General features: G+C 68.7%; 16 protein-coding genes and 2 tRNA genes. 15 read left to right on the forward strand and 3 right to left on the reverse strand.

What is annotated here, in order from left to right; all coding sequences use genetic code 11:
• Positions 1-352 precede the first annotated feature (352 nt).
• The gene (locus AOQ37_RS34355) at positions 353-547 is read left to right on the forward strand and encodes a hypothetical protein (protein ID WP_030779494.1); all 195 of its coding nucleotides are present in this window, start codon (positions 353-355) and stop codon (positions 545-547) included.
• A 143-nt stretch (positions 548-690) separates the two neighbouring features.
• Here the strand turns inward: AOQ37_RS34355 and AOQ37_RS34360 are convergent.
• Positions 691-761 (reverse strand) — tRNA-Gly (locus tag AOQ37_RS34360).
• Positions 762-926: 165 nt separating this feature from the next.
• Here AOQ37_RS34360 and AOQ37_RS34365 point away from each other — a divergent pair.
• The 5 genes from AOQ37_RS34365 (at position 927) to clpX (ending at position 5922) form a co-directional block, all read left to right on the forward strand.
• Positions 927-1003, forward strand: a tRNA-Pro gene (locus tag AOQ37_RS34365).
• A 233-nt stretch (positions 1004-1236) separates the two neighbouring features.
• Positions 1237-2610 carry a trigger factor gene (tig, locus tag AOQ37_RS34370; RefSeq protein WP_062650452.1) on the forward strand — a complete coding sequence of 458 codons (1374 nt, stop codon included), beginning with the start codon at positions 1237-1239 and terminating at the stop codon, positions 2608-2610.
• A gap of 278 nt (positions 2611-2888) precedes the next feature.
• Positions 2889-3494 carry an ATP-dependent Clp protease proteolytic subunit gene (locus tag AOQ37_RS34375; RefSeq protein ID WP_028806515.1) on the forward strand — a complete coding sequence of 202 codons (606 nt, stop codon included), beginning with the start codon at positions 2889-2891 and terminating at the stop codon, positions 3492-3494.
• A gap of 275 nt (positions 3495-3769) precedes the next feature.
• Positions 3770-4450: an ATP-dependent Clp protease proteolytic subunit gene (locus tag AOQ37_RS34380; RefSeq protein ID WP_062650454.1), complete on the forward strand. Its 681-nt coding sequence runs from the start codon at positions 3770-3772 to the stop codon at positions 4448-4450.
• A gap of 182 nt (positions 4451-4632) precedes the next feature.
• A complete protein-coding gene (clpX, locus tag AOQ37_RS34385; protein ID WP_020127826.1) occupies positions 4633-5922 on the forward strand; it encodes an ATP-dependent Clp protease ATP-binding subunit ClpX in 1290 nt (429 codons plus the stop codon).
• A gap of 85 nt (positions 5923-6007) precedes the next feature.
• Here the strand turns inward: clpX and AOQ37_RS34390 are convergent, their stop codons facing one another.
• Both AOQ37_RS34390 and AOQ37_RS34395 read right to left on the reverse strand, forming a co-directional pair.
• Positions 6008-6427: a hypothetical protein gene (locus tag AOQ37_RS34390; protein ID WP_062650456.1), complete on the reverse strand. Its 420-nt coding sequence runs from the start codon at positions 6425-6427 to the stop codon at positions 6008-6010.
• 191 nt (positions 6428-6618) lie between these two features.
• Positions 6619-7593 carry a hypothetical protein gene (locus tag AOQ37_RS34395; protein WP_062650457.1) on the reverse strand — a complete coding sequence of 325 codons (975 nt, stop codon included), beginning with the start codon at positions 7591-7593 and terminating at the stop codon, positions 6619-6621.
• A gap of 135 nt (positions 7594-7728) precedes the next feature.
• Here AOQ37_RS34395 and AOQ37_RS34400 point away from each other — a divergent pair, with 135 nt between their 5' ends.
• The 9 genes from AOQ37_RS34400 (at position 7729) to rodA (ending at position 19536) form a co-directional block, all read left to right on the forward strand.
• Positions 7729-10353: a valine--tRNA ligase gene (locus AOQ37_RS34400; protein ID WP_062650458.1), complete on the forward strand. Its 2625-nt coding sequence runs from the start codon at positions 7729-7731 to the stop codon at positions 10351-10353.
• A 117-nt stretch (positions 10354-10470) separates the two neighbouring features.
• The gene (folC, locus tag AOQ37_RS34405; RefSeq protein WP_062650459.1) at positions 10471-11994 is read left to right on the forward strand and encodes a bifunctional tetrahydrofolate synthase/dihydrofolate synthase; all 1524 of its coding nucleotides are present in this window, start codon (positions 10471-10473) and stop codon (positions 11992-11994) included.
• Positions 11995-12004: 10 nt separating this feature from the next.
• Positions 12005-12370 (forward strand): DUF4233 domain-containing protein, encoded by a 366-nt coding sequence (locus tag AOQ37_RS34410; RefSeq protein ID WP_062650460.1) that lies wholly within the window; start codon positions 12005-12007, stop codon positions 12368-12370.
• An 83-nt stretch (positions 12371-12453) separates the two neighbouring features.
• Complete coding sequence (gene ndk / locus AOQ37_RS34415; RefSeq protein ID WP_062650461.1) at positions 12454-12867, forward strand: nucleoside-diphosphate kinase; 414 nt, start codon at positions 12454-12456, stop codon at positions 12865-12867.
• Positions 12868-13109: 242 nt separating this feature from the next.
• Complete coding sequence (locus AOQ37_RS34420; protein WP_020127820.1) at positions 13110-14129, forward strand: rod shape-determining protein; 1020 nt, start codon at positions 13110-13112, stop codon at positions 14127-14129.
• A gap of 181 nt (positions 14130-14310) precedes the next feature.
• On the forward strand, positions 14311-15249 hold the full coding sequence (mreC, locus tag AOQ37_RS34425) for a rod shape-determining protein MreC (protein WP_062650462.1): 939 nt from the start codon (positions 14311-14313) through the stop codon (positions 15247-15249).
• 15 nt (positions 15250-15264) lie between these two features.
• On the forward strand, positions 15265-15936 hold the full coding sequence (mreD, locus tag AOQ37_RS34430; protein ID WP_062650464.1) for a rod shape-determining protein MreD: 672 nt from the start codon (positions 15265-15267) through the stop codon (positions 15934-15936).
• A 154-nt stretch (positions 15937-16090) separates the two neighbouring features.
• A complete protein-coding gene (mrdA, locus tag AOQ37_RS34435; RefSeq protein ID WP_062650465.1) occupies positions 16091-18340 on the forward strand; it encodes a penicillin-binding protein 2 in 2250 nt (749 codons plus the stop codon).
• Positions 18337-19536: a rod shape-determining protein RodA gene (gene rodA, locus AOQ37_RS34440; protein ID WP_062650467.1), complete on the forward strand. Its 1200-nt coding sequence runs from the start codon at positions 18337-18339 to the stop codon at positions 19534-19536. Before mrdA ends, rodA begins: the two co-directional genes overlap by 4 nt.
• The last annotated feature ends 69 nt before the right edge of the window (positions 19537-19605 follow it).

Below are 19605 nucleotides of genomic sequence, written 5' to 3' on the forward strand. Positions count from 1 at the left end.
ATTCCTTGTTATTACCCACAGGTTCGCCCGGCGTATTGCTCCCGGGAAGGGGGGCCGTCGTTCGCATCCGACCTTGATGTCACGATTCATCCCGACTAAAAGGTGCATAACGTCGGTTGTGCACTCGCAGTTGACGTGACTGCGGCCGCAATTGGAATTACCTGCGCAGGCGTTGTGTGGACACGGCAACGAACTGCCCCAATTCCCGTGCCGGTACGTGCTCGAATTGCCCGGCGCCGCACTCCCGGCCGGACGGGCCCGCGCGATGATGTGTCACGGGCCGCATAGGGAGGCCCTGTTGGTGGCACGATGGTCTCGGGAGTGCGGACCGACAGAGGGTGTGTGATCAGTTGTGGCCATTTCACTGTCAGTGGTGCTGCTGTTGGCGATCATCCTGGTGGTCCTGATCCGGGGAGGGTCGATCAAGGCGGGGCCGGCGATAGTCGCGATCCTGTTCGGCTTCTTCCTCGCCTCTACCGGCATGGCCCCGTCGATCAACCGCTTCCTCGACTCCCTCGCGGACACGATCAACTCGATCAGCTTCTGAGGCCGGGCCTCGCGTTCCGGGCCTCGCGTTCCGGGCCTCATGTGTCCGGGCCTCGCGTGTCCAGGGCGCCGTGCGGGACCGGTGCCCGGACACGGCGAGGGCCGGGTCGGAGAGAGATCTCCGACCCGGCCCGGGCCGTACAGAGCGGGCGACGGGAATCGAACCCGCGTAGCTAGTTTGGAAGACTAGTGCTCTACCATTGAGCTACGCCCGCACACAAGGCGCCGCAGGTCAGCGACCGCGGCACTTCAGGCATCGTAGCGGGTCGGCGCCCCGCCGCGCACACCCCGTTTCCCGGGCCCGCCGCGGCGCGCCCCGGAGCTCGGCAAAAGCGGCGGTCAGGTGGCCTGCGGGCATGTACCCTACGTGACGCACCAGACGGGGTGTGGCGCAGCTTGGTAGCGCGTCCGCTTTGGGAGCGGAAGGCCGTGGGTTCAAATCCCGCCACCCCGACCACCACCGGCCACGCCCGGCCGTCTACGGCCACCGAACGGCCATCACCGGCCGCCACCGGCCATCTGCGCGGTCACCTCGCTTGATCGCCTTTGGGGCGTGTCGTCGCTGCCGTTACTATGCAAGCTGCACGCCCGTATGCCTCATCCTCTGGTAAGTCCTCCGGGCGGCGAATCCGCGGGAGCCGGTCTGGCTCTTGCAGAAACCAAGAAGTCAGCCCCCAAGGAGACCGAACCGTGAAGAGCGCCGTGGAGACCCTGAACCCGACTCGGGTTCGGCTCAGCATCGAGGTGCCCTTCGAGGAGCTCAAGGACAGCCTCGACGCGGCGTACAAGAAGATCAACCAGCAGGTCACGGTGAAGGGCTTCCGCAAGGGCAAGATCCCCGCCCGGGTCATCGACCAGCGCTTCGGCCGTGGCGCCGTGCTGGAGGAGGCCGTCAACGACGCGCTGCCGAAGTTCTACACGGAGGCGGTCAACGAGGCCGAGATCGACGTCCTCGGCCAGCCCGAGGTCGACATCACGGAGCTGAAGGACGGCGAGACGCTGAACTTCACCGCCGAGGTCGACGTCCGTCCCTCCATCGAGCTCCCCGAGGACTTCTCCTCCATCGAGGTCGAGGTCGACGCCGTCGAGGTGTCCGAGGAGGACATCGACAAGGCGGTCGAGCAGCTCCGTGAGCGCTTCGCCTCGACCTCCCCGGTCGAGCGCGCCGCCGAGGACGGCGATGTCGTGACCGTCGACCTCGAGGCCAAGGTCGACGGCGAGGTCCTCGAGGACGGCGTCGCCAGCGGCGTCTCCTACACCATCGGCTCGGGCGAGCTGCTGGAAGGCATCGACGAGGCCGTGAAGGGCCTGGAGGCCGGTGGCGAGGCCACCTTCACCTCCGAGCTCAAGGGCGGCTCGGCGGCCGGCAAGGAGGCCGAGGTCACCGTCAAGGTCACCCAGGTCGCCGCCCGCGAGCTCCCCGAGCTGGACGACGAGTTCGCGCAGCTCGCCTCCGAGTTCGACACCCTCGAGGAGCTCAAGGCGGACAGCCGCAAGCGCCTCGAGAACACCAAGCAGTACGACCAGGCCACGCAGGCCCAGGAGCGCGTCCTCGACAAGCTGCTGGAGCTCGTCGAGGTGCCCGTCCCCGAGAAGCTGCTCGAGGACGAGGTCAACACCCGCAAGCACAACCTGGAGCACCACCAGCTCGGCCAGATGGGCCTCGACCTCGACAAGTACCTGGAGATCCAGGGCAAGACCGCCGAGGAGTTCGAGACCGAGACCCGTGAGGCCGCGGTCAAGGGCATCAAGACCCAGTTCGTGCTCGACGAGCTCGTCAAGCGCGAGAAGCTGAACGTCAACCAGGAGGAGCTCACCGAGCACCTCATGCGCCGTGCCGCTTCCTCCGGCATGTCCCCCGACCAGTTCGCCCAGGCGGTCGTCGAGGGCGGCCAGGTTCCGCTCCTGGTCGGCGAGGTCGCCCGCGGCAAGGCCCTGGCCACGGTCGTCGAGACCGCCACGGTGAAGGACACCAACGGCGAGATCGTCGACCTGGACGACGAGGAGGACGAGACCGAGGAGAACACCTCCGAGGCGGCCTCCGAGGAGAACACCGAGGCCTGAGCGGCCTCGCGTCACCTCTGACGCAGACACGAGGGCCCCGGGGCGGTACGCGCCCCGGGGCCCTTCTGTCACAGGACGGACGGTCCGCGCCCGCCCACGGACGAGGCCCCCCACGTCTACGCCCCCGGCGAACACTCTCCTCTCCGGGATTCCCCGAAGGGACCCGCGCGTTAGGGTCCATGAGTACGAGGGCAGGGGACTCTCCGTTGCCCCCGGCAGTACACGTGAGACGGCCCGGCGCCGTCGTAAGACGAGCAGGTGGATACGTGACGAATCTGATGCCCACAGCCGCCGGCGACCCCATCGGTGGTGGCCTCGGCGACCAGGTCTACAACCGGCTGCTCGGCGAGCGGATCATCTTCCTCGGCCAGGCGGTCGACGACGACATCGCCAACAAGATCACCGCACAGCTGCTGCTCCTTGCCGCCGATCCGGACAAGGACATCTACCTGTACATCAACAGCCCCGGCGGCTCGATCACGGCCGGCATGGCGATCTACGACACGATGCAGTTCATCAAGAACGACGTGGTGACCATCGCCATGGGTCTCGCGGCCTCCATGGGCCAGTTCCTGCTCAGCGCGGGCACGCCCGGCAAGCGCTTCGCGCTGCCGAACGCCGAGATCCTGATCCACCAGCCCTCCGCGGGCCTGGCGGGCTCGGCCTCCGATATCAAGATCCACGCCGAGCGGCTGCTGCACACCAAGAAGCGCATGGCCGAGCTGACCTCCCAGCACACCGGCCAGACGGTCGAGCAGGTCACCCGCGACTCGGACCGCGACCGCTGGTTCGACGCGTTCGAGGCCAAGGAGTACGGCCTCATCGACGACGTCATCCCGACGGCTGCCGGCATGCCGGGCGGCGGCGGTACCGGGGCGGCCTGAGGACCACTGACGGCAGCAGGCCCCGGCAGGGCGCCCCGCGGGGAGGTCCTCCGGGACCCCTCGGCTCCCGGCTCCCGGGCTCCCGGACCGCCGGGAACTCCCGGAGCCTCCGAAGCCCCGGGAATCCCCGGGAGCCCCTGAGAGCCTCCAGGAGGCCTTCAGGGTCCTGCGGGCCCCCCGGGCCACCCCCGGGGGTCACCGAGGCCCTCGGAAGCCGTCAGCACCCCATCCAGCCCCTCCAGCCCACCGCCCCAGTCCTCTTTCCAGGAGACACCGTGAACGACTTCCCCGGCAGCGGCATCTACGCCCGCACCGAGGCCGAATACACCGGCCCCCGGGCCGAATCCCGCTACGTCATCCCGCGCTTCGTCGAGCGCACCTCCCAGGGCGTCCGCGAGTACGACCCGTACGCGAAGCTCTTCGAGGAGCGGGTGATCTTCCTCGGCGTGCAGATCGACGACGCCTCCGCCAACGACGTCATGGCGCAGCTGCTGTGCCTGGAGTCGATGGACCCGGACCGGGACATCTCGGTCTACATCAACAGCCCCGGCGGCTCCTTCACCGCGCTGACCGCGATCTACGACACGATGCAGTTCGTGAAGCCCGACATCCAGACGGTCTGCATGGGTCAGGCGGCCTCCGCCGCCGCGATCCTGCTGGCCGCCGGTACGCCGGGCAAGCGCATGGCGCTGCCCAACGCCCGCGTGCTGATCCACCAGCCCTACAGCGAGACGGGTCGCGGTCAGGTCTCCGACCTGGAGATCGCCGCCAACGAGATCCTCCGGATGCGTGCGCAGCTGGAGGACATGCTGGCCAAGCACTCGACCACGCCGATCGAGAAGATCCGCGAGGACATCGAGCGCGACAAGATCCTCACGGCCGAGGACGCCCTGGCCTACGGCCTGGTCGACCAGATCATCTCCACCCGCAAGCTGAACAACAACTCTCTGCGTTGACGCGCGAGGTCGTCCCTCTCGGGCCCCTCCCGGCACGGTGTGACACGGTCCACGTCGCAGTGAACCGTGCCAAGGGGGGCCCGAACGGGGGGCCAGGCAAGGTACCGTCGGAATAAGGCAGCACCAGGAGCCGCTGGATTCGAAAGCGTCCAGTCGTCTCCCAGGCGAAGGGGAAGCACACCGTGGCACGCATCGGTGACGGCGGCGATCTGCTCAAGTGCTCGTTCTGCGGCAAGAGCCAGAAGCAGGTCAAGAAGCTCATCGCAGGGCCCGGTGTGTACATCTGCGACGAGTGCATCGACCTCTGCAACGAGATCATCGAGGAAGAACTCGCGGAGACGAGCGAGGTCCGCTGGGAGGAACTCCCGAAGCCGCGCGAGATCTACGAGTTCCTCGAGGGCTACGTGGTGGGCCAGGAGCCCGCCAAGAAGGCCCTGTCGGTAGCGGTGTACAACCACTACAAGCGCGTCCAGGCCGGTGAGAACGGCGGCGGTCAAAGCCGCGAGGACGCCATCGAGTTGGCGAAGTCCAACATCCTCCTGCTCGGTCCCACGGGCTCCGGCAAGACGCTCCTGGCGCAGACCCTGGCGCGCATGCTGAACGTCCCGTTCGCGATCGCCGACGCCACCGCGCTGACCGAGGCGGGCTATGTCGGCGAGGACGTCGAGAACATCCTGCTGAAGCTGATCCAGGCCGCGGACTACGACGTCAAGAAGGCCGAGACCGGGATCATCTACATCGATGAGATCGACAAGGTCGCGCGCAAGAGCGAGAACCCCTCCATCACCCGTGACGTCTCGGGCGAGGGCGTGCAGCAGGCCCTGCTGAAGATCCTGGAGGGCACCACCGCCTCGGTCCCGCCGCAGGGCGGCCGCAAGCACCCGCACCAGGAGTTCATCCAGATCGACACGACGAACGTGCTGTTCATCGTGGGCGGTGCGTTCTCGGGCCTGGAGAAGATCATCGAGACCCGGGCCGGCGCCAAGGGCATCGGGTTCGGCGCGACGATCCGGTCCAAGCGCGAGCTGGAGTCCAAGGACCAGTTCGAGGCCGTCATGCCGGAGGACCTGGTCAAGTTCGGCATGATCCCGGAGTTCATCGGCCGTCTCCCGGTCATCACCTCGGTCCACAACCTGGACCGCGAGGCGCTCCTCCAGATCCTGATCGAGCCGCGCAACGCGCTGGTGAAGCAGTACCAGCGCCTCTTCGAACTCGACGGTGTGGAGCTGGACTTCGAGCGGGAGGCCCTGGAGGCCATCGCAGACCAGGCCATCCTCCGCCAGACCGGCGCCCGCGGCCTGCGCGCCATCATGGAGGAAGTCCTCCAGGCGGTCATGTACGAGGTCCCGTCCCGCAAGGACGTGGCCCGCGTGGTCATCACGGCGGACGTGGTCCTCTCCAACGTCAACCCGACCCTGATCCCCCGCGACGCACGCGGCGGCCGCGGCCCGGGCGAGCAGAAGACGGCGTAGGCGCGGCACAGACCGAAGCGGGCGCCCGGTGGACCTCCACCGGGCGCCCGCTCGTCTTTGCCTTGCCGCAGCCCTGGCGCGTCGATTACCAGTACTGGTTGGTTCCCACGGGCGTCCCGCAGAGCTGGAGCATGGCATCGCCTTCGAACACGGCCACCTGCGTCCAGGCCTGCCTGACACCGGCCGAGTCTGTGAGGTTTGTTCCCCAGCTCTGGGAGTTGCCGACACCGGCGTAAAGACGGTGCCACGCCCAGTAGGCGTTCGAGCCGTCGCTCCGCCGAGTGACGAGCCGGACTCCCACACTGTGCCCGTCTGACTTCCTGTCAGTGACGAACAGCGTCATCGGGTCCAACTTTGTCCGGCTCGCGTAGTTCCACTGGCCGCCACCAGTCGCCCCTGCCACGGCGACGCCGGCGCTGAAGCAGGAGTTCTCGTAGGTGGCGGCCGCCGCCGGAGTGGCCGCCACGGGTATCGCCAGCGACGCCACGGCTGCCGCGACCAGCAAGGAGTAACGATTACGCACAGCGCCCTCTTTTCACCCGTTGAATGACATGGTCACGTTAGTAACCGACCGTGATGCTCGGGTGATCCTGCGTGAACTGTGGTGCGCGTCACCTCGGTGCGGGTTGATCCGACACCTTGAACGCGGCGGGCGCGTTGCCCCCGAGGAAGATCTCCCCCAGGGGCGTGTCGTCCTCAGACCTTGACGCGGGCTTCCTTGCGGACGCCTGCCGCGATCGTCGCCGATTCGTCCAGGGAGTACGTCTTGGCGCCGGCGGTCGGCTCGACCACGCCCATGGTGCTGTAGTCCGCCCAGATGCACAGGTAGGTCTTCTGGGTCTTCTTGGTGACCTCGTTCGTGCTTTCGGCCTGCTGGCACTTCATCACGGCGCCGTCGAGTCCGTCGGGAGTCACCGACTCGGCGTCACCGATCAGCTTCACGTCGTCGTCCGACCCCGACTTCATCTGGGCGAGGGTGATGTCGAGGGCCTGCTCGGGGTCCTTGACCGTGCCGTAGACGCCGAAGAACGTGACGTTCTCGGCGGTCTCCGTCTTCGCGAGCTCGCTCGGGTCGGTGGTGTCGATGGACGTCAGGTCGATGGTGGAGTAGATAGCGCCGATGGAGGTGGCGTTGCTGACTCCCGCCTTGGCGAGGTCCTTCTCGTCGCTCGCGCTCGCCTTCTCCTCCTTGGAGTCGCCCATCCGCTTGTACTTGCTCGACAGCAGCGAGGTCGGAGCCGTGAGCTTGTGCGCGCCGTCGTCCTCCAGGCCGCCCGCGCCGCCGCTTCCGCCGATCACGAAGTACGCGCCCACGCCGATCGCGGCGACGACCGCGATCGCGCCGATGACGATGCCCGCCTTCTTGCCGCCGCCGCTCGGGGCCGGGGGCTGCGGGACGCCGTAGGGGGCCTGGCCGTACGGCGGCTGCTGGCCGTAGGGGGGCTGGGGCTGGCCGGAGGGCGGCTGCTGGCCGTAGGGCGGGGTCTGCGGGGGGACGCCCTGCGGGGGCTGCTGCGGGTAGCCGTAGCCGGGCTGCGGGGCGGGAGGCTGCTGGGGGTGGCCGTAGCCGGGCTGCGGGGCCTGCGGCGGCTGGCCGTACGGACCTGGCTGGCCGTACGGTCCGGGCTGCTGGGGCGGCCCGCCGTACGGGCCCGGCTGGTTGTGACTCATTTCTGGGTTCCCCTCCAGTGCTTATGTGATTTTCACATCCTGGCTCAAAGCTCACACCGGTACGGCGGCGGGGCCCCCACCGTTACAGAGGAAACACGTTTCGGGACGACGCCGTGACACCCCTAAACTGGGCGCGTGACCGAGAACGCTCAGCAGCAGCCATCAGCGCCCCACACCGAACTGCCGACCCAGTACGCGCCGGCCGACGTAGAGGGGCCGCTGTACGAGCGCTGGGTGGAGCGGGGCTACTTCGAGGCGGACGCGAAGAGCGAGAAGCCCCCGTACACGATCGTCATCCCGCCGCCGAACGTCACGGGCAGCCTGCACCTGGGGCACGCCTTCCAGCACACGCTCATGGACGCCCTGACCCGCCGCAAGCGCATGCAGGGCTACGAGGCCCTGTGGCTGCCGGGCATGGACCACGCCGGCATCGCCACCCAGAACAAGGTCGAGCAGCAGCTCGCCGAGGAGGGCAAGTCCCGCCACGACCTGGGCCGCGAGGAGTTCGTCGAGCGCGTCTGGCAGTGGAAGGAAGAGTACGGCGGCAAGATCCTCGGCCAGATGCGCCGGCTCGGCGACGGAGTCGCCTGGGACCGCGAGCGCTTCACCATGGACGAGGGTCTGTCCAAGGCCGTCCAGACCATCTTCAAGAAGCTCTACGACGACGAGCTGATCTACCGCGCCGAGCGCATCATCAACTGGTGTCCGCGCTGTCTTACGGCCATCTCGGACATCGAGGTCGAGTACCAGGAGGACGACGGCGAGCTCGTCTCCATCACGTACGGCGAGGGCGAGGAGACGCTGGTCGTCGCCACCACCCGCGCCGAGACGATGCTCGGTGACACCGCCGTCGCCGTCCACCCCGACGACGAGCGCTACCGGCACCTCGTCGGCAAGCACATCAAGCTGCCGCTGACCGACCGCACCATCCCCGTCGTCGCCGACACCCACGTCGACCCGGAGTTCGGTACGGGTGCGGTCAAGGTCACCCCGGCCCACGACCCCAACGACTTCGCGATCGGCCGGCGCCACGGCCTGGAGTCGATCACGGTCATGGACGAGCGCGCGGTCATCACCGTGCACGGCCCGTTCGAGGGGCTCGACCGCTTCGAGGCGCGCTCCGCCATCGTCGCGGCGCTGCGTTCCCAGGGCCGGATCGTCGCCGAGAAGCGGCCGTACTCCCACAGCGTCGGCCACTGCTCACGCTGCAAGACCACCGTCGAGCCGCGCCTGTCCCTCCAGTGGTGGGTCAAGGTCGGCCCGCTGGCCAAGGCGGCCGGCGACGCGGTCCGCGACGGGCGGGTCGAGATCCACCCCGCGGACATGTCGAAGCGGTACTTCGACTGGGTCGACAACATGCACGACTGGTGCATCTCGCGCCAGTTGTGGTGGGGTCACCGCGTCCCGGTCTGGTACGGCCCCGAGGGCGAGGTCGTCTGCGTCGGCCCCGACGAGGAGCCGCCGGCGGGCGAGGGCTGGCGTCAGGACACCGACGTCCTCGACACCTGGTTCTCCTCCGGCCTGTGGCCGTTCTCCACGCTCGGCTGGCCCGAACAGACCGCCGACCTGCGGAAGTTCTATCCGACCGACGTCCTGCTCACCGGCCACGACATCATCTTCTTCTGGGTCGCCCGGATGATGATGTTCGGCCTGTACGCCATGGACGGCGAGGTCCCCTTCAAGACCATCGCCCTGACCGGCCTGGTCCGCGACGAGCGCGGCAAGAAGATGTCGAAGTCCTTCGGCAACGTCGTCGACCCGCTCGACTGGATGGACAAGTACGGTTCCGACGCCGTCCGCTTCACGCTCGCCAAGGGCGCCAACCCCGGTACGGACGTCCCGATCGGCGAGGACTGGGTCCAGGCCTCCCGCAACTTCGCCAACAAGATCTGGAACGCCACCCGCTTCGCGCTGATGAACGGCGCGACGGTCGAGGGCCCGCTGCCGGACCCGTCCGAGATGACGGCGACGGACCGCTGGATCCTCTCCCGCCTGAACAAGACGGTCGCCGAAGTCGACGCGTTCTACGACGACTTCCAGTTCGCCAAGCTCGCCGACGCCCTCTACCACTTCGCCTGGGACGAGGTCTTCGACTGGTACGTCGAGCTGTCCAAGACGACGTTCATGGCGGGCGGCGAGCCCGCGAAGGTCTCGGGCCGGGTCCTCGGCGAGGTGCTCGACGTCACCCTCAAGCTGCTGCACCCGATCGTCCCGTTCGTCACGGAGACGCTCTGGACCACGCTCACCGGCGGCGAGTCCGTCGTCGTCGCCGAGTGGCCCACGGACAGCGGCTTCCGGGACACGGCGGCCGAGCGGGAGATCGAGAGCCTCCGGTCGGTGATCACCGAGGTCCGCCGCTTCCGTGCCGACCAGGGCCTCCAGCCCGGCCAGCGGGTCCCCGCGCGGCTGTCGCTCGACGGCACGGCGCTGGCGCCCCACGAGGCGGCCATCCGTCAGCTCCTGCGCCTCCAGCCGGAGGGTGACGCCTTCTCGGCGACGGCGACCCTGCCCGTCGCGGGCGCCACGGTCGCGCTGGACCTGTCCGGCACGATCGACCTGGTCGCGGAGCGCAAGCGCCTGGCCAAGGATCTGGCGGCCGCCGAGAAGGAGAAGGCCCAGGCCGACGCCAAGCTCGGCAACGAGGCGTTCCTGGCGAAGGCCCCGGACAACGTGGTCGACAAGATCCGCGGCCGCCTCGCCAAGGCGGACGAGGACATCGCCCGCATCCGGACCCAGCTGGAGCGCCTGCCGCAGGCGTAGGCCCACGCCGCTCGTGCAGGCGTCATGAAGGTGTCATGACGGCGAAGGCCCCCGGGACCCTCACGGTTCCGGGGGCCTTCGCCCACGTCTGTCACCGGCCGTCCGTAGACTGGCTCCGTGAGCGAGCTCCCCCCGAACGGCAACCCAGACGACCTGCCCGACCCTCTCGATCCCTTCGACGAGATCATCGCGGAGGAGACCGACCGCGACCCGGATCTCGCGGTCATCGAAGCAGGCAGCCGCACCCTGCGCACCCAGGGCGGCGCACCGCAGGCCGAGGTGCCCACGCGCCCCGAGGACCCCGAGGTCGACAAGGCCCTGCGCGAGGTCGAGGCCGAGCTGGCCACCCGCTGGGGCGAGACCAAGCTGGAGCCCTCGGTCGACCGCATCGCCGCGCTGATGGACGTGCTGGGGGACCCGCAGCGGTCGTACCCCTCGATCCACATCACCGGGACCAACGGCAAGACCTCCACCGCCCGCATGGTCGAGGCCCTGCTGAACGCCTTCGACCTGCGCACCGGCCGGTACACCTCCCCGCACGTCCAGTCGATCACCGAGCGGATCAGCCTGGACGGCGCGCCGATCTCCGCCGAGCGGTTCATCGAGACGTACGACGACATCAAGGCGTACGTCGAGATGGTCGACGGCATGCAGCCGTACCGGCTGTCCTTCTTCGAGGTGCTCACCGGCATGGCGTACGCCGCCTTCTCGGACGCACCGGTCGACGTCGCCGTCGTGGAGGTGGGGATGGGCGGCTCGTGGGACGCGACCAACGTGATCGACGGTGACGTCGCTGTGGTCACGCCCATCGACCTGGACCACACCGACCGGCTCGGGGAGACGACCGCCGAGATCGCCGCCGAGAAGGCCGGGATCATCAAGCAGGACGCCACGGTCATCCTGGCCCAGCAGCCCGTGGACGCGGCCCAGGTGCTGCTCAAGAAGGCCGTCGAGGTCGACGCCACCGTGGCCCGCGAGGGGCTGGAGTTCGGCGTCGTCGCCCGTCAGGTCGCCGTCGGCGGACAGATGGTCACCCTGCGCGGCCTGGGCGGCGAGTACCCCGAGGTGTACCTGCCCCTGCACGGCCCATACCAGGCGCACAACGCGGCCGTCGCGCTCGCCGCCGTCGAGGCGTTCTTCGGCGTCGGCTCGCAGCGCCCCGAGCCGCTCGACATCGACACCGTCCGCAAGGCCTTCGCGGCCGTCTCCTCGCCGGGCCGCCTGGAAGTCGTACGGCGCTCCCCGACCGTCGTCCTCGACGCCGCCCACAACCCGGCCGGCGCTCGGGCCACCGCCGAGGCCGTCGGCGAGGCCTTCGACTTCAGCCGGCTGATCGGCGTGGTCGGGGCCAGCGGCGACAAGAACGTGCGGGGGGTCCTGGAGGCCTTCGAGCCGATCTTCGCGGAGGTCGTCGTCACCCAGAACTCCAGCCACCGCGCGATGGACGCCGACGAACTGGCCGCGATCGCCGTCGAGGTGTTCGGCGACGACCGGGTCCAGGTCGAGCCGAGGCTGCCCGACGCTCTGGAGGCGGCGGTCACGCTCGCCGAGGAGGAGGGCGAGTTCGCGGGCGGCGCGGTACTGGTCACCGGTTCCGTCATCACGGTCGGCGAGGCCCGGCTGCTCCTCGGAAAGGGCTGAGGTCCCCACCATGCGTACGCTCTGTTCCTCGACGCTGATCGGCGAGTTCTTCGTCATCGGCTTCGCCGGTCTGGTCGCCATGAAGGACGCCGACCTGTCCACCGCCACGGTGTGGACGGTCTGTGGCATCGCCATGTTCTTCAGCGTGCTGCTGTGCGGCATGGTCACCCGGCCCGGGGGCGTCGCCCTCGGCTGGGCGCTTCAGATCGCCCTGGTCGCGTCCGGCTTCTTCGTCCCGATCATGTTCTTCCTCGGGGTGCTCTTCGGGGCCCTGTGGTGGGCGTCCGTGCACTTCGGGCGCAAGGTCGACGAGGCGAAGGCCCGCTTCGCCGCGCAGGCGGCCGCAGGCTCTCCGGATACCGCTGACGCTGCGTGACAGGTGCCCGGAAAGGCCCTGTAACCTCATCCCACCGCACACACCGGCCGTAGCAACACACCGGCAGTAGAAGGAGTCACCTCGTGAGCCAGCGCACCCTCGTCCTGCTCAAGCCCGACGCCGTCCGTCGTGGCCTGACCGGCGAGATCCTCAGCCGTATCGAGCGCAAGGCCGGCTGGCAGATCACCGCGCTGGAACTGCGGACCCTGGACCAGGACACGCTGGAGCAGCACTACGGCGAGCACAAGGGCAAGCCCTTCTACGAGCCGCTGGTGGAGTTCATGGCCTCCGGTCCGGTCGTCGCGCTGATCGTCGAGGGCGACCGTGTCATCGAGGGTGTGCGCGGCCTCGCGGGTCCGACCGACCCGATCGCCGCGGCCCCCGGCTCCATCCGCGGCGACTACGGTGTGATCGTCCGCGAGAACCTGATCCACGCCTCCGACTCCGAGGAGTCCGCCGAGCGTGAGGTGAAGATCTTCTTCCCCGGTCGCGCCTGAGACCGGCGCCGGACACACCGGCCGGCAGGGCCTGAAGCGGGCGATCGAGGGAACGTGAGCCCCCGAACGCCCGTCTCCAGAAGCGAACCCACACAGCATCTGCAAACAATGGCGGAGACCGCTCCGCAGTGTTCGTGCAGGCGCGTTTACGATGGAAGCCTTCACGTCACAGCACCCACCTCGCCGACCTGATAAGCCCTCAAAGCTCATGGAAGGCCAGTCGAATCCTGATGGGGAACTCAATGTCGTTCATCGGCCGTGACATGGCTGTCGACCTCGGGACCGCCAACACGCTGGTGTACGTCAGGGGTCGCGGGATCGTACTCAACGAGCCGTCCGTCGTCGCGATCAACACCAACACCGGTGGCATCCTCGCGGTCGGCGCCGAAGCGAAGAAGATGATCGGGCGCACGCCCGGCAACATCGTTGCCGTGCGTCCGCTGAAGGACGGCGTGATCGCCGACTTCGAGATCACCGAGCGGATGCTCCGCTACTTCATCCTGAAGATCCACAAGCGGCGGTATCTGGCTCGTCCGCGGGTCGTCGTCTGTGTGCCCTCGGGCATCACGGGCGTCGAGCGCCGCGCCGTCATCGAGGCGTCGACCCAGGCCGGCGCCCGTCAGGTGCACATCATCGAGGAGCCCATGGCCGCGGCCATCGGCTCCGGCCTGCCGGTCCACGAGGCGACCGGCAACATGGTGGTGGACATCGGCGGCGGCACCACGGAGGTCGCGGTCATCTCGCTCGGCGGCATCGTCACGGCCCAGTCCATCCGCGTCGCGGGCGACGAACTGGACAACGCGATCATCCAGCACATCAAGAAGGAGTACAGCCTCCTCCTCGGTGAGCGGACGGCCGAACAGATCAAGATCACGATCGGTTCGGCCTACGACCTCGACGACGACCAGCACACCGAAATCCGCGGCCGGGACCTCGTGTCCGGGCTGCCCAAGACCGTCGTCATCTCGGCCGCCGAGGTGCGCAAGGCGATCGAGGAACCGGTCAACGCGATCGTCGACGCCGTGAAGACCACCCTCGACAAGTGCCCGCCGGAGCTGTCCGGCGACATCATGGACCGCGGAATCGTTCTGACCGGCGGCGGAGCACTGCTGCGCGGTCTGGACGAGCGGCTGCGCCGGGAGACCGGCATGCCCATCCACATCGCCGAGGACCCGCTGGACAGCGTGGCGCTCGGCTCCGGGAAGTGCGTGGAGGAGTTCGAGGCGCTCCAGCAGGTCCTGGACGCCGCGCCCCGCAGATGACGTAACGCTTCGATTCCGCCGTACGAGATGATCTCCTCTCGTGCGGCGGATCGTTGATATTCAGGCATAAGCTCCCACAAAGCGCCCTTGGTCATCTTGGCCCGGGGCTACCCCAATTCCTGATCCTGCTTCCTGATTCCTGTTCTTGGTTTTTTCTCGAGGAAGGGCACGGCCGCCGCACGTGAGGGACACACGAGAGAGCCGGCTGCTCCTGGTGCTGCTGATCGCCGTAGCGTTCGCGCTGATCACGGTGGACATCCGGGGCGGTGAGGATTCCCCGGTCGACGGTGCCCGGCAGGCCGCCGCCGCGGCCTTCGGTCCGATCGAGAACGGCGTGTCGTCGGCGGTGGATCCCGTCGGCAACGCCGTCTCCGCCGTCCGGGACTCCGGTGAACGCCATGACCGGCTCACCGGTCTGGAGAAGGAGAACGCGGCTCTCAAGGCGAAGCTCGGCAGCGACGACCGCAACCGCAGCCGGCTGGCGCAGCTCGACAAGATGCTGAAGATCGCCGGCACGGGCCAGTACGGCATCAAGGGCGCGGAGGTCATCGCGATAGGAGCGGCCCAGGGCTTCTCCTGGACCATCACCATCGACATCGGCGCGAACGACGGCGTCAAGCGCGACATGACGGTCCTCAACGGGGACGGCCTGGTCGGACGGGTCACCACCGTCGGGCCCGGCACCGCGACCGTCCTGCTGGCCAGCGACCCCGACTTCACCGTCGGCACCCGGATGGAGGCGTCCGACGAGCTCGGCTTCGCCTCCGGACAGGGCGACCGGCCGCTGCGCGTCGAACTCCTCAACGGCAAGGCCGAGGTGCGCAAGGGCGATCGGCTGGTGACCTTCGGCTCGCAGGCCGACAAGCCCTTCGTGCCCGGCGTCCCCGTCGGCGTCGTCTCCCGCGTCGACCCCTCCGGCGGCGACCTCACCCGCACCCTCTACGTCACGCCGTACGTCAGCTTCACCAAGCTCGACATCGTGGGCGTGGTCGTCGAGGCCCCGAAGAAGGACCCGCGCGACACCGTGCTCCCCTCGAAGCCCAAGCCGGTCCCCACGCCGACGGTGACCGTCACGGTCACTCCGAACGCGAACGCACCCGAAGACGGCCAGCAGCAGTAGGAGCTGACAACCCCCATGCGCGTCAACCGGATCCTGCTCTCCGTCCCGCTGATCGTCGTCGCCCTGGTGATCCAGGTCAGCGTCCTCGCCCGGCTCCACCTCCCGGGCGCCGTCCCGGACCTCCTCCTGCTCACCGTGCTGGGCCTCGCCATGGTCTACGGCCATGTCGGCGGCGCCCTCATCGGCTTCGGCGCCGGCCTGCTGGCCGACCTCGCGCCGCCCGCCGACCACGCCGCCGGGCGCTACGCCCTCGTGCTGTGCGTGATCGGCTACCTCGCCGGGCTGGTCAAGCCCGAGAGCGGGCAGATCAAGTCAGCCACCGGCCCGATGGTCGTGGTCGTCGGCGCCGCGATCGGCTCCACCCTGCTGTACGCCGGGGTGGGCGCCCTCGTCGGCGACACCGCCGCCCGCCATGTCGGCCTCACCGGGCTGCTGTTCACGGCCGGTCTGTACGACCTGCTGCTGGCCCCGTTCGTCGTCCCCGCGGTCATGTTCCTGGCGCGGCGCGCCGACAACGACCCCCTCGCGGAGACCAACTCCGCGGCCAAGAGCCCGGACATCTCGTCCGGCTGGCTGTCCTCCGGGACGGGTCTCAGGATCGGCGGGCAGCGCAACGGGCTGAAGCTGAAGGCTGCCCGCTCACGCGGGGCGCGCGCCGGCCGCATCAAGGGGGTCAAGCGGCTGTGAGTCCGGGCGCCGGCGCGTGGGGCGCGCCAGGTAGTGGTTCACCCGAACGGGGAAGTTCCGGCGGAACGCGGCCTCACAGGCCGATCGTTCATCATTCGTCCGCGCACACACGTCCGCGTACCGACTCCGCGTACGGAGAGGGGGAGGCACCGCAGTGACCAACATTCCCGAGACCGGTCGGACCCCACGGGTCCAGATCCGGCTCGTCGTGATCCAGATCCTCGTCCTCTCCCTGCTCGGCACCCTCGGCGGCCGGCTGTGGTACCTCCAGATCCGCGAGGGCGCGGAGTACGCCAAGGAGGCTTCCGGCAACCACGTCCAGCAGGTCGTCGAGCCCGCCGTGCGCGGCTCGATCCTGGACGCGCGCGGAGTGCCCCTCGCGGACAACGAGACACGGCTCGTGGTCTCCGCCTCCCGCACCGACCTGCTGAAGCAGAAGGACGACGGCAAGGCGGTCCTGGCCAAGCTCGCGTCGGTCCTCGGCCTGAGCGCCGAGGAGGTCGAACAGAAGGTCCGGCTGTGCGACGCGAAGACCCCCCAGCCCTGCTGGAACGGCTCGCCCTACCAGCCGATCCCGATCACCGACGAGGCCACCGCCAAGCAGGCCCTCCAGATCCGCGAGCGCGCCGAGGACTTCCCCGGCATCACCGCCGAGCCCGAGGCCGTGCGCCGCTACCCCGCTCCCGGCAAGTCCAACACCGCCCAGGTGCTCGGCTACCTCTCCCCGGTCACCGACGAGGAGCTCACCAAGGCCCAGGACACCGACTCGCCGTTCCTGCGCTCCGACCAGGTGGGCCGCTCCGGCCTGGAGCGCCAGTACGACAAGGTGCTGCGCGGCAAGGCGGGCGTCACCCGCTACGAGGTCGACAACCTCGGCCGCGTCATCGGTGAGGCCGAGGCGGACGCGGCCCAGCCCGGCTCCAACCTCGTCACCAGCATCGACGCCCGCGTCCAGCGGGTCGCCGAGTACGAGCTGAACGAGGCGATGAAGGAAGCCCGCAAGCAGCACGACCGCAACACCAACGAGAACTACAAGGCCGACTCGGGCGCCGTCGTGGTGATGGAGGCCAAGACCGGCCGCATCGTCGCCATGGCCTCCAACCCGACGTACGACCCGAACGCCTGGGTGGGCGGGATCTCCGCCAAGGACTACAAGACGCTGACGGGCAAGGCGTCCAACTACCCGCTGCTCAACCGGGCCATACAGGGTCAGTCCGCGCCCGGCTCCACCTTCAAGGTGATCTCCACGGCCGGCGCCGTCGAGGCCGGCTACGACTTCAACGGCCGCTACCCCTGCACCAGTTCCTACTCGGTCGGCGGCCAGGTCTTCAAGAACTTCGAGTCGGAGAACTTCGGCCCCATCTCGCTCGGCCGGGCCCTGGAGGTCTCCTGCGACACCGTGTTCTACGGGCTCGCGCACAAGGAGTGGCAGAAGGACGGCGGCATCAAGCCGAAGAACCCCAACGACTACTTCTTCAAGGCGGCCCACCAGTTCGGCCTCGGCAAGGAGACCGGCATCGACCTGCCGAACGAGGTCACCGGCCGCGTCCCGGACCGTCAGTGGAAGCAGTCGTACTGGGACGCCAACAAGGACGCCTGGTGCAAGTCCGGCAAGAAGGACGGCAGCTACGTCGAGAAGATCGCGTACGAGAACTGCCTCGAGGGCAACCGGATGCGTGCCGGTGACGAGATCAACTACTCCATCGGCCAGGGCGACACCCTGGTCACCCCGATCCAGATGGCCACGATCTACGCGGCGATCTCCAACGGCGGCACGCTGTACGACCCGACGGTCGGCAAGGCCATCGTGAGCGCCGACGGCAAGACGGTCGACGAGATCGAGCCCACGTCCCACGGCAAGCTGCCGATAAGCAAGACCACGCTGAGCCAGATGGACGAGGCCCTCGCGGGCGTCGCCACCCGCGGTACGGCGGCCTGGCGCTTCGCCCAGGTCGGCTGGCCGCAGGACAAGATCCCGATGCACGCCAAGACGGGTACCGCGGAGGTCTACGGCAAGCAGACGACGTCCTGGTTCACCACGTACACCAAGGACTACGCGGTCGTGATGACGATCTCGCAGGGCGGCACCGGTTCGGGTGCGTCCGGCCCGGCCGTGCGCAACATCTACGACGCGCTGTACGGCGTCTCCGACGACGGCACGATCGACAAGTCGAAGGCCCTGCTGCCCGCCCCGCAGGCGAGCCTGCCGAAGATCCAGACGGACGGCACCATCAAGTCCCCGAAGGTCTCCAAGGACCCGGCGAAGGAGCAGCGCGTCAGCCAGGAGGGCGCGCCGGAGCCGGACGAGACGCAGGCGGCGGGCACCGTGCAGCAGAACACGAGCACCAACCGCGACACGCGCAGGCGGCGGCGCAGGAGGGGAAGCCGGAGGATGTGCACATGAGCGGCGCGAACGGTTTCTCCGTCTCCGGATACGGGCCCGAGCGGGCCGGCTGGACCCGGGTCTTCGCCCGTGACTCGCTGGCCCGGCGGCTGGACTGGCCGATACTGATGTCGGCGATCGCCCTGTCGCTGATCGGCTCGCTCCTGGTCTACTCGGCGACCCGCAACCGCACCGAGATCAACCAGGGCGACCCGTACTACTTCTTCGTCCGGCACCTGATGAACACCGGCATCGGCATGTGCCTGATGATCGGCACGATCTGGCTGGGCCACCGCACCCTGCGCAACGCGGTTCCGGTCCTCTACGGCCTCTCGCTCATGGGCATCCTGGCGGTGCTGACGCCGCTGGGCTCGACGGTCAACGGCGCGCACTCCTGGATCGTGATCGGCGGCGGCTTCTCGCTCCAGCCCTCGGAGTTCGTGAAGATCACGATCATCCTGGGCATGGCGATGCTGCTCGCGGCCCGGGTCGACGCCGGCGACAAGCTCTATCCCGACCAGCGCACGGTGCTCCAGGCACTCGGGCTCGCGGCCATCCCCATGCTGATCGTGATGCTGATGCCCGACCTCGGGTCGGTCATGGTCATGGTCATCATCGTGCTGGGGGTGCTGCTGGCCTCCGGCGCCTCCAACCGCTGGGTCTTCGGACTCCTCGGCGCGGGCGCGGCCGGCGCGGTCGCCGTCTGGCAGCTGCACATCCTGGACGACTACCAGATCGCCCGCTTCGCCGCCTTCGCCAACCCCAGCCTCGACCCCGCGGGCGTCGGCTACAACACCAACCAGGCGCGGATCGCGATCGGCTCCGGCGGCCTCACCGGCGCCGGGCTGTTCCATGGCTCACAGACGACGGGCCAGTTCGTGCCTGAGCAGCAGACGGACTTCGTCTTCACCGTCGCGGGCGAGGAACTGGGCTTCATGGGCGCGGGCCTGATCATCGTCCTGCTCGGGGTGATCCTGTGGCGGGCCAGCCGCATAGCGCGTGAGACCACGGAGCTGTACGGCACGATCGTCGCCGCGGGCATCGTGGCCTGGTTCGCCTTCCAGTCCTTCGAGAACATCGGCATGACCCTGGGGATCATGCCGGTGACGGGTCTGCCCCTGCCGTTCGTGTCCTACGGCGGCACGTCCATGTTCGCGGTCTGGGTGGCCTTGGGGCTGCTCCAGTCCATCCGGGTGCAGCGGCCCATGTCGGCGTGAGCGGGCGCGAGATGGCCCGGACCTTCTGCTTTTGCCTGGTTTCCGCTGGTCGGGTCTTGATTCGGGTCC

Origin of the sequence: Streptomyces maremycinicus (genome assembly GCF_001184025.1) — a bacterium.
GTDB lineage: Bacteria > Actinomycetota > Actinomycetes > Streptomycetales > Streptomycetaceae > Streptomyces > Streptomyces maremycinicus.